Genomic DNA, 13,488 nt, shown 5'->3' with positions numbered 1-13,488 from the left:
GCAACCGCCAGGAATCGCGTCGCCGCCGGACATGTCAGATTTCAACTGGAACGATCTGCGCTATTTCCTCGCCGTCGCCCGCGCCGGGACCTTGACCACGGCGGCGCAGCGGTTGCGGGCCGATCACACCACGGTCAGCCGCCGGGTCAGCGCGCTGGAAGAGGCGTTGCGCGTCACCCTGTTTGAACGGCGGCCCAGCGGCCTGACCCTGACCGCCCAAGGCGAACGACTGAAACAAACCGCCGAGGCGATGGAAAGCGCCGCCTTTCTCGCCCAAAGCATGGTGGCCGACGGCGATCTGTCGCTGTCCGGCGCGGTGCGGATCGGCGCGCCCGACGGGTTCGGCAGTTGCTTCCTCGCCCCGCGCATCGGCGCGCTTTGCCAGCGGCACCCGGATCTGGAGGTGCAGCTCGTCGCCATGCCGCGCGTCTTCAGCCTGTCCAAGCGGGAGGCCGACATCGCCATCAGCCTGTCCTGCCCACAGGAGGGGCGGCTCTACGCCCGCAAGCTGACCGATTATCGGCTGGGCCTCTACGCCTCGGCGGGGTATCTGGAGTCCCATCCGCCCATCGCCGACCGGGCGGATCTGGCGGGTCATTCCTTCATCAGCTACATCGACGATCTGATTTTCGCGCCCGAACTGGATTACGTCCAAGCCATCGGCGACATCGCCCCGCGCATCAAAAGCAGCAGTCTGGTGGCCCAGGTCAACGCCACGGTCGCCGGGGCGGGCCTGTGCATGCTGCCCGCCTTCATCGCGCGGGCCGAGGCGAACTTGCGCCCCGTCTTGCCCGAACAACTGTCGATCACCCGATCCTTTTGGCTGATCGTGCATGAGGACATGCGCTCGCTCGCCCGCATCGCCATGACCGCCGATTTCATCGCCGACGCGGTGCGGCGGGAACAGGCGCTGTTCCTGCCGCAATGACGTCGATGATTTGGCTCAGCCCTCGCCGCGCAGCATGCGGATGACGCCGGAGAAGTCGGTTCCGCCTTCGCCCGCCGCCGCCATCATGGCGTAAAGCTGGGTCGCGGCGGCCCCGAGCGGCGTCGGGGCGCCCGCGCTTTGCGAGGCTTCCTGCGCCAGCTTCAGATCCTTCAGCATCAGCGCGGCGGCGAAGCCCGGTTGGTAATCGCGGTTGGCCGGGCTGGTCGGCACCGGGCCGGGGACCGGGCAATAGCTGGTCAGCGACCAGCATTGACCCGACGCGGTGGACGCCACGTCATACAGGGACTGGTGCGACAGCCCCAGCTTTTCGGCCAGCACGAAGGCCTCGCACACGCCGATCATCGAAATGCCGAGGATCATGTTGTTGCAGATCTTGGCCGCTTGACCGGCCCCGGCCCCGCCGCAATGGACGATCTTCTTGCCCATCGCCTCCAGGATCGGGCGGGCGGCGTCAAAGGCCGCCGCTTCGCCGCCGACCATGAAGGTCAAGGTTCCCGCCGCCGCGCCGCCGACGCCGCCCGACACCGGGGCGTCCACCGCCGCCGCGCCGCGCGCGGTCGCCAACGCGTGGGCCTTGCGGGCGGAATCGACGTCGATGGTCGAGCTGTCAATCAGCAAGGTTCCCGGCTTCACAGCCGCGACGACGCCCTCGGCCCCGTCATAGACGCTCAGCACATGCTTGCCGCTGGGCAGCATGGTGATGACGATTTCGGCCTCGCGCGCCACGGCGACCGGCGAGTCGCCGATGGTCACGCCCGCCGCCTTGGCGGCGTCGATGGCCGCCGGGGACAGGTCGAAACCGTGGACGCTGTGCCCGGCCTTGACCAGATTGGCCGCCATCGGCCCGCCCATGTTGCCCAACCCGATGAACCCGATGACAGCCATGGTCGTTTCTCCCGTTGCGTTTGGTTTGGTTCTGTCTCCCTCTCCCGTTTCGGGAGAGGGTGGCGCCGCAGGCGCCGGGTGAGGGGGAAGCCAAGGATCAAAGGCTGACGTCGTGGTGAACCCCTCACCCTTCCCATGCTGCGCATGGGCCCCTTCCCTCTCCCGAAGCGGGAGAGGGAGATTTCAGGCCATCCGGGCGATTTCGCTGCGCGCGACGATCAGGCGCATGATCTCGTTGGTGCCTTCCAGGATTTGGTGCACGCGCAGATCGCGGACGATCTTTTCCACGCCATAATCGGACAGATAGCCGTAACCGCCGAACAGTTGCAGGGCGTTGTTCGCCACCTCGAACCCGGTGTCGGTGCCAAAGCGCTTGGCCATCGCGCACAGCCGGGTGGCGTCATTGCTCTTGGCGTCAAGGGCCGACGCGGCGCGGTGAACGAAGGTGCGCGCGGCCTCCAGCTCCGTCGCCATGTCGGCGATGCGGAATTGCAGGGCTTGGAAACGGTCGATGGTCTGGCCGAACGCCTTGCGCTCGCCCATGTATTTCAGCGCGGCGTCCAGCGCGGCCTGCGCCCCGCCGATGGAGCAGGCGGCGATGTTGATGCGCCCGCCGTCCAGACCCTTCATGGCGAATTTGAAGCCCATGCCCTCCTCGCCCAAGCGGGCGGAGACGGGGACGCGGGCATCCTCCAGGATCACCGCGCGGGTCGGCTGGGCGTTCCAGCCCATCTTGTGCTCGTTCGCGCCAAAGGACAGGCCGGGCGTGTCCTTGGGGATCAGAAAGGCGCTGATGCCGCCGGGGCCGTCCTCGCCCGTACGGGCCATCACCAAGTAAAGGTCGGAGCTTCCCGCCCCGGAAATGAACTGCTTGGCCCCGTTCAGCACATACTCGTCACCGTCACGCACGGCCCGCGTGCGCAGGGCCGCCGCGTCGGATCCGGCGTTGGCCTCCGTCAGGCAATAGCTGGCGAGCCATTCCATGCGCGACAGATTGGGCAGCCAATGGGCCTTCTGCTCCTTTGAGCCGAAAGCGTCGATCATCCCCGCCACCATGTTGTGGATGGAGATGTAGGACGCGATGGTCGGGCAACCCTGGCTCAGCGCCTCGAAAATCACCACGGCGTCGAAGCGCGACAGGGCCGACCCGCCATACTCGTCCGACACATAGATGCCGCCCATGCCGAGTTCGCCCGCCGCGCGGAGTTTGTCGACCGGGAAATGCTTCTTCTGGTCCCATTCGACGGCGTTCGGGGCCAATTCGTCGCGGGCGAAGGACAGCGCCATGTCGCGGATGGCGCGCTGGTCTTCGGAGAGTTCAAAGGACATCGGTGCACCTCAGAGGGATCGGTACCAAGATTACCAGCCACAGACGCGACATGCCGAGGCAATCCGACAATCGGAGAGGCGCGCGAGAAGCCCCTCTCCCGCGAGGGGCTACGGCATTCACACATCTTTTTCTTGCCGCAACCAATTGAAACCAAATGACTTTTCCGTCATCCCCGCGCAGGCGGGGATCCAGAGTTTGCCAGACGAACCCTATGGGTAAGTCTGGATTCCCGCCTTCGCGGGAATGACGGAGAAAAGTTCTTTTCTTCCAATGAGTTGCCTAAACCGAAGATGTGTGAATGCCGTAGCCTTTGCGGGAGAGGGGTTGGGGTGAGGGGGTGTGAATCTTTCGCCGTTGGCGAAATACCCCTCATCCCAACCCTTCTCCCGCAAGGGGAGAAGGGCTTCCAATCACCCGATCGCCCGGCCCAACGCGTTTGCGACGGCGATCAATCCATCGTCGGAATGGCGAAGCTGGCGCCTTCCTTGATGCCCGAGGGCCAGCGCGAGGTGACGGTCTTGGTCTTGGTGTAGAAGCGCACCGAATCCGGGCCGTGCTGGTTCAGATCGCCAAAGCCCGACCGCTTCCAACCGCCGAAGGTGTAGTAGGCGAGCGGAACCGGGATCGGCACGTTGATGCCGACCATGCCGACGTCCACACGGGCGGCGAAGTCGCGGGCGGCGTCGCCGTCGCGGGTGAAGATCGCCACGCCGTTGCCATACTCGTGCTCGTTCGGCAGGCTCAGCGCCTCCTCATAGGAATCCGCGCGGACGACCGACAGCACCGGGCCGAAGATCTCTTCCTTGTAGATGCGCATTTCCGGCTTCACATGGTCGAACAGGCAGCCGCCCATGTAATAGCCGTTCTCGTAACCCTGCATCTTGAAGTCGCGGCCATCGACGGCCAGCGTCGCGCCCTCCTGCACGCCGAGATCGACGTAGGATTTGACCTTGGCCAGATGCTCGCGCGTCACCAGCGGGCCGAAATCGGCGGCGCCGTCGGTGGACGGGCCGATCTTCAGCGCTTCCACGCGGGGGACCAGACGCTCCATCAGGGCGTCGGCGGTCTTGCGGCCCACGGGGACCACCACCGAAATCGCCATGCAGCGTTCGCCCGCCGCGCCAAAGCCGGCGCCGATCAGCGCGTCGGTCGCTTGATCCAGATCGGCGTCCGGCATGATGAGGGCGTGGTTCTTCGCCCCGCCAAAGCACTGGACGCGCTTCCCGGCGGCGGTGCCGCGCGTGTAGATGTATTCGGCGATCGGGGTGGAGCCGACGAAGCCGATCGCCTTGATGTCGCGGTCGTCCAGGATGGCGTCCACCGCCACCTTGTCGCCGTGGACGACGTTCAGCACGCCGTCGGGCAGACCGGCTTCCAGCATCAACTCGGCCAGACGCATCGGCACGGACGGCGTGCGCTCCGACGGCTTGAGGATGAAGGCGTTGCCGCAGGCGATGGCCGGGGCGAATTTCCACATCGGGATCATCGCCGGGAAGTTGAAGGGCGTGATGCCCGCGACGACGCCCAGCGGCTGGCGCATCGAATAGATGTCGATGCCGGGACCGGCGCCGTCGGTGAACTCGCCCTTCAGCAGATGCGGGATGCCGCAAGCGAACTCGACCACCTCAAGACCGCGCTGGATGTCGCCCTTGGCGTCCACGATGGTCTTGCCATGCTCCAGCGACAGCATCAGCGCCAGCGAGTCATACTCGCGCTGGACCAGATCGAGGAAGCGCATCAGCACGCGGGCGCGCTTTTGCGGGTTCTGCGCGGCCCAACCGCGCTGGGCGATCTTGGCGTTTTCGACGGCGGCGCGCATTTCCTCCACGCTGGCGAGCGGAACCTTGGCCCGCACCTCGCCGGTCATCGGCGAGAAGACGTCGGCGAAACGGCCCGACGCGCCCGCGACCTTCTTGCCGCCGATCAGGTGATGGAGTTCGGTCGTCATTGGTGGTTTTCCTCCCGGATGATGTTGGCCTTCATGTGCGCCATCGCGCCTGTGGGTATCGACAGGAAACTTTGCGCATCGGTTGTGCAAGAATGCGCATGATGCGGCGCGGAAAAGCTGCTTTGTCCGATCTGGAAAAAATCCTGCTATGCTGGCCGCGACGCAAGGGCAGGATTGTCGGGGCAGGGTCATGAGCTTCACCTCCATCTATCGGCATGGTTTCGCGCGGGTGGCCGCCTGCACGACGCGCTGCGCGCTCGCCGATCCGCAGGCGAACGCCGACGCGATTCTGGCGACGGCGCGCGCCTGCCACGATCAGGGGGTGGCGGTCGCCCTGTTCCCCGAATTGTCGGTGTCGGGCTACGCCATCGACGATCTGCTGATGCAGGATCCGTTGATCGACGCGGTGGTCCAGGCGATTGAGCGTCTGGTCGCCCAATCGGCGGATCTGCTGCCGCTGCTGCTGGTCGGCGCGCCGCTTCTGCATGAGGGGCGGCTGTACAACACGGCGGTCGCCATCCATCGCGGGCGGCTGCTGGGCGTCGTGCCGAAAATCCATCTGCCGAATTACCGGGAGTTTTATGAACGCCGCCATTTCGCCTCGGGCGAGGGGATGGCGGGGGGAAGCGTCCGGGTCGGCGGCCTGACCGCGCCCTTCGGCCCCGACCTGCTGTTCGAGGCGACGGACGTCCCCGGCCTGATCGTCCACACCGAGATCTGCGAAGATGTCTGGGTCGCGATGCCGCCCAGCGGCGTGGCGGCCTTGGCCGGGGCCACGGTGCTGACCAACCTGTCGGCCAGCAACATCACCATCGGCAAGGCCGACACCCGGCGGTTGCTCAGCCAATCGCAATCGGCGCGCTGTCTGGCCGCCTATCTCTACGCCTCCGCCGGGGTGGGGGAATCGACCACGGATCTGGCCTGGGACGGGCAGGCGTCGATCTTTGAAAACGGCGCGGTTCTGGCGGAGAGCGAGCGTTTTCCCGACGGCGACCAGATGGCGGTCGCCGACATCGACCTGGATCTGCTGCGGCAGGAGCGGCTGCGCCAAGGCAGCTTCGACGACAACCGCCGCCTGCACGGGGCCGCGACCGACGGATTCCGCCGGGTGGCCTTCCGGCTGGAGCCGCCGCGCGGCGACGTCGGCCTGCGCCGGGTGGTGCCGCGTTTCCCCTTCGTCCCCGCCAACGCCGAACGGCTGGAGCAGGATTGCTACGAGGCCTACAACATCCAGGTGGCCGGGCTGGTCCAGCGGCTGCGCGCGGCGAAGGTCGAGCGGCTGGTCATCGGCGTGTCGGGCGGGCTGGATTCCACCCACGCCCTGATCGTCGCCGCCCGCGCCATGGACCGGCTGGGGCTGCCGCGCAACGGGATTCTCGCCTACACCATGCCGGGCTTCGGCACCAGCGACGGCACCAAGACCAACGCCATCCGGCTGATGGACGCGCTGGGCGTCACCGGGCGGGAGTTGGACATCCGCCCCGCCGCCCGCCAGATGCTGGCCGACATGGAGCACCCCTTCGCGCGCGGCGAGGCGGTTTATGACGTGACCTTTGAAAATGTGCAGGCGGGCTTGCGCACCGATTACCTGTTCCGGCTGGCCAACCACCACAACGGAATCGTGCTGGGAACCGGCGACCTGTCGGAGTTGGCCTTGGGCTGGTGCACCTACGGCGTCGGCGATCAGATGTCGCACTACAACGTCAACGCCGGGGTGCCGAAGACGCTGATTCAGCATTTGATCCGCTGGGTGATCGGCGGGCGTCAGTTCCCCGACCCGGTGCTGGAGACGCTGGACGCCATCCTGAAGACGGAAATTTCCCCCGAACTGGTGCCGGTGCAGGCCGGGCAGACGATCCAAAGCTCCGAATCCGTGGTCGGGCCGTATGATTTGCAGGATTTCACCCTGTATTACGTGCTGCGCCACGGTTTCCGCCCGTCGAAAATCGCCTTTCTCGCCCGCCACGCCTGGGGCGACGCGGCGGCGGGGGATTGGCCGACCGGCTACCCGCTGGACAAGCGGCGCGGCTATTCCCCGGCGGAGATTCGCGATTGGCTGCGCGTGTTCCTGCGCCGCTTCTTCGGCTTTAGCCAGTTCAAGCGCTCGGCCATGCCGAACGGGCCAAAGGTGTCGGCGGGCGGCTCCCTGTCGCCGCGCGGCGACTGGCGCGCGCCGTCCGACGGCAACGCCCGGATCTGGCTGGAGGAGCTGGAGCGCGAGGTTCCGGCGGAGTGACCAAAACCCTGGCCCACCGCCGGTTTCGTGACCGTAAAACGATGACAAGTTTGACAGAATCGGGCGAATCGCTCGCCATGCGAGCGGCCTTCTGGCATGGTGGCCCCAACATTCCGGCGGTGGGTGGAGCGAAGGGCGGGCATGACGGCGCTGTGGGCCTCTCAACGAACGACCGTCCGGGCGGCGCGCTCCCGGCGGGGAACGGCATGACCGGGCGTCGCTGGCGCGCGCTCGCCATGGCGGCGCTGCTGGCGTTGAATCCCGCCAGCCTGCCGCCGCCGTCCCTGCTGTTGGGCGCGGCTGCGGCCAGCGTGACGGTCGCCGCGCCGGGCGACGCCTGGGCGCGTTCGCCCTCCTCCTCACGGTCGTCGGGCGGTTATTCGCGGCCATCCAGTTCGTCGTCCTCGGTTCGCACCCCCTCGACCAGCCGCCCCTCATCCAGCGGGTCGTCCAGCGGCAGCGGCGGCTACAGCAAGCCGTCGGCTCCGCGCACGCCCTCGACCAGCGGCGGCGCGTCGAGCGGCGGCTACGTCCGCCCCGGCGCCAGCCCAAGCCTCGCCGCGCCCGCCGCGCCGCTCTCAGCGGGCGACCGCGCCCTGAGCCAGCAGGGATCCGCCGACGCGCTGAACCGTTACAAGGCCCAGCAGGACGCGAAAAAGGCCCCGCCGCCATCCGCCGCCCCGGCCCCCGTCGCCAACAGCGGCTCGGCGAGCAACAATTCGAGCGGCTCGTGGAATTGGGGATGGGGTGGCGGATCCAGCCGCACGCCCTCCACCCGTCCGGCCCCGGCCCCTTACCAGAACCCCTACAACGCCTATGGCTGGACGCCGCCGCCTTACAGCGTGGCGGCGCCCCGGCGGTTCGGGATTTGGGACGGGCTGTTCCTGTGGTTCATGCTCGACACGCTGACCAAGCCGAGCCACGCCTCCTTCTTCCACGATCAGGCCAACGATCCCGGCTACCGCGAATGGCGGGCCGAGGCCGACCGCATGGCCAAGGACAACGCCGACCTGCGCGCCAAGCTGGCCCAACTCGACCAGAGCCTGAAGGCGCAGGAAGGAACCCCGCGCGAGGCCGGACGGCTGCCGCCCGACGTTCCGCTCAGCCTGGCCCACGCCGACAGCGGCGGCGACAACGCGGCAGGCGCGGGCGACGCCGACGGCAAGGCGGCGGCCAAATCCGGCATGTCCAGCGTCGTCTGGTGGTCCATCCTGCTGCTGGGCGTGGCGATCCTGTTCCTGCTGTGGCGCGCCCGTCGGCGGATGGACGGCGCCAAACCCGGTCAACCCGCCGCATCCAGCGCCACCACCAACAAGGGAGGCTCCGACGTGCGCCTGTTCGGAACGCTCGGCAATTACGTGAACCAGAAGCTGTCCGGCCAGCGTTACAGCCCCTCGCTGTTCCGGCTGGGCATGGCCGTCACCATCGACCCCGCCCCCTTCCTGCTGGCGGAGGGCGTCACCAAGGTCCAGGCCCCGCACACCGGCGGCGACCGTCTGGTCTCCATCGACGGGGTTGGCACGGTGACGTCGGGCAACGCCACGGTGCACCGGCTGCGTCTGCCCGGCGGCGGCTTTTTCCAAATCCATCTCGGCCCCGACGGGCAGCCCGACGAATGCCGCTATTTCACCCCCATCGACAGCGTCGCCCCGGCGAACGAGGACGAATGGTCCTTCTGGTTGGACGAGGCTGAGGGGATGGTCGGCTGGCCGGAGTTCCAGACCAAGGACGGGAAGCTCTACCCCCGCGTCTGGTCGCCGGGATCGGCGCGGATCGCCCCCTTCATCCTGGCGGAATCCTTGCAGACCCTGCGCGGAACCGAAACGCTGACCAGCCACGCCATGCTGTATGGCGCCCCCACCGGCGCGCCGTCCCCCGCGCCGGAGCGGGAATACATCCTGGTGGCGGTGGTGGAGCGGAACGGCGCGGCCTCGGTCGAGATCGCCGCCGGAATCGACGTCAACCCCGCTTCCCTTTCCCTGTCCTGAGTCGAGTGGCGGCACCATGGAAAATCTGTTCGGTTCGATCCTCTCCGCGCTTGGCGCCGGCCTGCCGGTTCTGCTGCTGCAAATGGCCGTGACGCTGGCGCTGCTGGTCGCCGGGGTCGCCGTCTACACCCGCATCACCCCGTTCGACGAAGCCCGGCTGGTGGCCGACGGCAACCCGGCGGGCGGGCTGACGCTGGGCGGCTCCATCGTCGCGCTCGCCATTCCGCTGGCGGCGACGCTGGCGACCAGCACGGTCATCCTCGACATCATCCTGTGGGGCGTGGTGGCGGTGATCCTGCAATTGGTCGCCTTCGCCGTCGCCACCCTGCTGATCCGTGACCTGCGCGGCCAGATCGAGGGCGGCAACGTCGCCTCGGCCACCGCGCTGGTCGGCATCCAGATCGGCGTCGCCCTCATCAACGCCGCCGCCATGGCCGGGTGATTGTGCGCGGGGGGCAAAAAAATGCCCCCAAGAGGTAAGGGCAGGGGTCTGTACAGCGCCATGCCCCCACACCATCTGTGCCTGGACGCGCTGATGACGGCGCGCCCAATGAACCGTTCGCCAACCCGTTCGACAGGAAGAAAAGACCCATGCTCTCCTTCATCCGCAACCTTCTTGGCGTAAAGACCGACCAGGCCGTGCAGGGCGCCGTGGAGGCGCTGGTGCGTTGGGATCCCAAATCCGCGACCGAGGCGGAGTTGCGGACGATGGAGCAGCATCTCGACGATCTGGGCCGTCAGGTCGCCGAGGCCCGCGCCGTCTATGACCGCGAGCAGCGCGAGGCCGACGAAATCAAGACCCTGTCGGCCCAGCGCATGGCCGCCGCCGAGCATCTGCAACGCCAGTTGGAGGGCGAAAGCGACCCGGCCCGCCAAGCGGCGCTGGGCAAAAGCCTGGAGACCATCGTCGCCATGCTGGAAGAGATGGCCCCCGACATCGAACGCGAGACCAAGGACGCGGTGGACGCCCTGCAATTCCTGGAAATGCTGGAAAAGAGCTACGCCGACGCCGGGTCGAAGCTGAAATCGGCCCGCGCCGAGCTGGTGCGCGCGCAGCGCGACATGGGCCGCGCCGAACAGCAGCGCGACATGGCCGAGCGTCAGGCCGAAGCCGCCCGCCGCGCCGCCGGTCTGGCCAGCACCACCAGCGGCCTGACCGTCGCCCTGAAGGCGATGCAGGACAGCGCCGCCAAGGATCTGGCGTCGGCCGAGGCCGCCAACGCCAAGGCCAAGCTGCTGACCCCGACCGCCCCGGAAAAGGACGATCCCAACATCGCCGCCGCCATGGCCGCCGCGTCCGGCAAACCCGCCGCGACCAGCCTGTCCGACCGTCTGGCCGCGCTGAAGGCCAAGGGCTGAGCGTCGCACGTTTCCAACGGATCGCTTTTTCCCTCCCCCTTGACGCCATGTGTGTAAGGCAATACCTTACACACATGGTTCGTACCCTCCGAAACAAGCCGCTTCGGCATTTCTTTGAAACGGGCCATTCCGGCAAGCTCCCGGTTCAGGGAGCCGCCATCGCCCGCGTCAGCCGCGTTCTCCGGGCGCTCGACGCGGCGGGAAAACCGGAGGACATGAACCTTCCCGGCTTTTATTATCACAGCCTGGAAGGGGAGCGTCGTTGGTCGGTGCGCGTGACGGCCAATTGGCGCGTCACCTTCGGCTGGGACGGCGTGGACGCCATCGACGTCGATTTGGAGGATTACCACTGATGAGCGACGCTCCCATCACGCGGGGCCTCCCCGCCATGCACCCCGGCGAGCTGCTGCGCGAGGACATTCTCCCCGCGTTGGGCCGTCCGGTGTCGGACATCGCCAAGCTGCTGAAAGTCTCTCGCCAGACCCTGCACGCCATTTTGCGCGAAGAGGCGCCGGTGACGCCCGCCATGGCCCTGCGGTTGGGCAAGCTCTGCGGCAACGGTCCCGAATTGTGGGTGAACCTGCAAACCCGCCATGACCTGGACCGTCTCGCCCGCGAGTTGAGCGACGAACTCACCGACATTCCCACCCTCAACGCCGCCTGACCAGGGCGATCCTTACTCCTTGGGGGGCGCTCACCGCGCGTAGCAGGGCGCTGCCATAGCATCGGGCGTAGTCGTGGTGCCGTCCTCCATACCAACATGATTAAAAGCCGCGTCAGCATCTTCAAAGGTAGGATGAAGGGTGTGCGCAAGAGGCGCCTACACCGTTATCCGACCGAATTCGATTTCCGCTATAACGAGCGAATCATCAACGACATGGAGCGTACCGCCGCCATGCTGGACGGCGCCATGGGCAAGCGGCTAACCTATCGATCGCCTAACGCGTAACATCTGAGCAATTTTGCTAATAGTCGACGGGAGTCGAGCTTTACGAAAATTGCTACATTGGGAGATGATCGGTGGAAAAGGGGCACCAGCTTTCTCTGTTTGACCTGTTCGAGCGGCCATCCATCGATGCGTTGCTGAAGCCAGACCAAATATACGAGACGGACGACTACACCCTGTTCAACAGGCTTACCGAGGATGACCGGTACGACAGGAAGTCGTGCCGCGAAGATCCACGAGCTTTGGCCATCTGCCTATCCGCGTTCGGCAACGGGCCATCTATCGATGGCGGCGTCATTGCTATTGGCGTGGCCAATAACCGGGAGATCGAGGGGTGTAAGCATCTGCCAGAGAGTCGCCTCCAGGAGCTTGAGTCTGCTGGTGCGAATCGATGCCCATCAGCCAAGTTCCGTACCCGTCGCCTCGCAGTGAAGAACAAGAAAGGCGAAGATGACTTCATCATTCTTCTTAGGATTGTCTACATAGAAGATAGACTTTTAGAACTTACTGATGGAAGCGCCTATATACGCCGAGGGCATGAGTGCAAAGAACTGAAAGAGCATCAAAAGCAAGAGATCCGTATCGATAAAGGTGAGCGCGCATTCGAGCTAGAATTTTGCGGACTTCCGTATCCTGACGAGTTTCGGATTGATGAAATTCGCCGATTCGCAAGAATTGTGCGAGAGCGGAGAGATGGATCAGAGGAAACAAGCGATGAGCAAATTCTAGAGGTGATGCATCTTGGACGGCGGCGCGATGGCGCATTTTTTCCAAACAATGCCTGCGCTCTACTATTTTCTAAAGATCCACAACTGGTATTTCCTGGATGTTACATTCATTTTCTCCGATATGCTGGAGTGGAAGAAGGCACCGGGAAGAATTATAACGTCGTAAAAGACCGGATTATTTCTGGTAGCGTTCTTGATATAATCAAGGGTGCTGCAACTGTTGTTGATGCAAATTTACGAGAATTTACTGAGTACAGGAATGGGAAATTTCATTCCGTTTTAGAATATCCTTCTGATGCATGGTATGAATTAATTGTGAATGCTTGTGCTCACCGCTCATATCATAATAAAAACTCTCCTGTATTCGTTAAGATGTTCGACGATAGATTTGTAGTAGAGAGTCCAGGTGGATTTATGCCGCAAGTTAATTCGAAGAATATTTATGAAAGACACGATCCGCGCAATCCCTTCTTGATGCTCGTTCTACGAGAATACGGAGAAGTGCGTTGTGTGAATGAAGGTACCAAACGCATCAGAAAGGAGATGGCAGAAGCAAACTTGCCAGCTCCCGAGTTCTTTCAGGAAACGCATGGCGGAACTGCCGTTCGCGCTGTTCTTAGAAATGATATTGCTAATAGGACAAACTCGCTGGACAGCGAGGCCTATAAGATATTAGGTGAGGCAATCGCGCTTTCTCTAGATAACGATGACAGAAAAATTATAAATTTTATCATCGACAATGGCTCAATGAACTCTAGCGATGCGCTCCGCATCATGAAGACGACGCGCTGGCACACGGCAAAAAAGAAGATGAAAGATTTAGTGGATCGAGGAATTATTGACTTTGTTTCATCAAAAGATCGAGACCCGAATGCCAAATACTATCTCAGGAAACCATATGGAAAAACTGACAAAAAACTTTAACACGGATAATCAGCACCAACACTTCATGGATACCGCCCGCGAACTCGGTCGCGACGAAGATGAGGCCGCCTTTGAAAACAAGTTACGGCACGAAGCTGAAGCCGAAGGCTGGTACCAAGGCCGAAGACGGCAAAGCCCCGGAGTGACTTCCGGGACTTCTTGATTCCTACCAAACCCACCGCGTGGGCTTGTGAA

Annotated in this window: 12 protein-coding genes; 9 read left to right on the top strand and 3 right to left on the bottom strand. The window is 64.4% G+C overall.

The window, feature by feature from the left end:
* Positions 1-31 precede the first annotated feature (31 nt).
* Complete coding sequence (locus ACODS4_RS23470; protein WP_488868094.1) at positions 32-928, top strand: LysR family transcriptional regulator; 897 nt, start codon at positions 32-34, stop codon at positions 926-928.
* Positions 929-943: 15 nt separating this feature from the next.
* Here ACODS4_RS23470 and mmsB read toward each other — a convergent pair whose 3' ends face one another.
* The 3 genes from mmsB to ACODS4_RS23455 all read right to left on the bottom strand — a co-directional run bounded on the left by mmsB (position 944) and on the right by ACODS4_RS23455 (position 5,112).
* Positions 944-1,834 (bottom strand): 3-hydroxyisobutyrate dehydrogenase, encoded by an 891-nt coding sequence (gene mmsB, locus ACODS4_RS23465; RefSeq protein WP_488868093.1) that lies wholly within the window; start codon positions 1,832-1,834, stop codon positions 944-946.
* Between the two features lie 183 nt (positions 1,835-2,017).
* The gene (locus tag ACODS4_RS23460; RefSeq protein ID WP_488868092.1) at positions 2,018-3,163 is read right to left on the bottom strand and encodes an acyl-CoA dehydrogenase family protein; all 1,146 of its coding nucleotides are present in this window, start codon (positions 3,161-3,163) and stop codon (positions 2,018-2,020) included.
* Positions 3,164-3,612: 449 nt separating this feature from the next.
* Positions 3,613-5,112 carry a CoA-acylating methylmalonate-semialdehyde dehydrogenase gene (locus ACODS4_RS23455; RefSeq protein WP_488868091.1) on the bottom strand — a complete coding sequence of 500 codons (1,500 nt, stop codon included), beginning with the start codon at positions 5,110-5,112 and terminating at the stop codon, positions 3,613-3,615.
* A gap of 190 nt (positions 5,113-5,302) precedes the next feature.
* Between ACODS4_RS23455 and ACODS4_RS23450 the strand changes: the two genes are divergently transcribed.
* The 8 genes from ACODS4_RS23450 to ACODS4_RS23415 all read left to right on the top strand — a co-directional run bounded on the left by ACODS4_RS23450 (position 5,303) and on the right by ACODS4_RS23415 (position 13,456).
* Positions 5,303-7,348, top strand: coding sequence for an NAD(+) synthase (locus ACODS4_RS23450; protein ID WP_488868090.1), 2,046 nt, complete (start codon positions 5,303-5,305; stop codon positions 7,346-7,348).
* A gap of 41 nt (positions 7,349-7,389) precedes the next feature.
* The gene (locus ACODS4_RS23445; protein WP_488868089.1) at positions 7,390-9,336 is read left to right on the top strand and encodes a DUF2491 family protein; all 1,947 of its coding nucleotides are present in this window, start codon (positions 7,390-7,392) and stop codon (positions 9,334-9,336) included.
* A 16-nt stretch (positions 9,337-9,352) separates the two neighbouring features.
* A complete protein-coding gene (locus ACODS4_RS23440; RefSeq protein ID WP_488868088.1) occupies positions 9,353-9,778 on the top strand; it encodes a DUF350 domain-containing protein in 426 nt (141 codons plus the stop codon).
* A gap of 149 nt (positions 9,779-9,927) precedes the next feature.
* Positions 9,928-10,695, top strand: coding sequence for a hypothetical protein (locus ACODS4_RS23435; RefSeq protein WP_488868087.1), 768 nt, complete (start codon positions 9,928-9,930; stop codon positions 10,693-10,695).
* 74 nt (positions 10,696-10,769) lie between these two features.
* Positions 10,770-11,048: a type II toxin-antitoxin system RelE/ParE family toxin gene (locus tag ACODS4_RS23430; protein WP_488868086.1), complete on the top strand. Its 279-nt coding sequence runs from the start codon at positions 10,770-10,772 to the stop codon at positions 11,046-11,048.
* Positions 11,048-11,359 (top strand): HigA family addiction module antitoxin, encoded by a 312-nt coding sequence (locus ACODS4_RS23425; protein ID WP_488868085.1) that lies wholly within the window; start codon positions 11,048-11,050, stop codon positions 11,357-11,359. Before ACODS4_RS23430 ends, ACODS4_RS23425 begins: the two co-directional genes overlap by 1 nt.
* A gap of 356 nt (positions 11,360-11,715) precedes the next feature.
* Positions 11,716-13,293, top strand: coding sequence for an ATP-binding protein (locus ACODS4_RS23420; protein ID WP_488868084.1), 1,578 nt, complete (start codon positions 11,716-11,718; stop codon positions 13,291-13,293).
* The gene (locus tag ACODS4_RS23415; protein WP_488868083.1) at positions 13,268-13,456 is read left to right on the top strand and encodes a hypothetical protein; all 189 of its coding nucleotides are present in this window, start codon (positions 13,268-13,270) and stop codon (positions 13,454-13,456) included. The genes ACODS4_RS23420 and ACODS4_RS23415 overlap by 26 nt, the downstream gene beginning before the upstream one ends.
* Positions 13,457-13,488: the final 32 nt, after the last annotated feature.

It is taken from the genome of Azospirillum sp. FG154, assembly GCF_057809575.1.
This window is presented reverse-complemented; position numbering and strand designations above follow the sequence as displayed.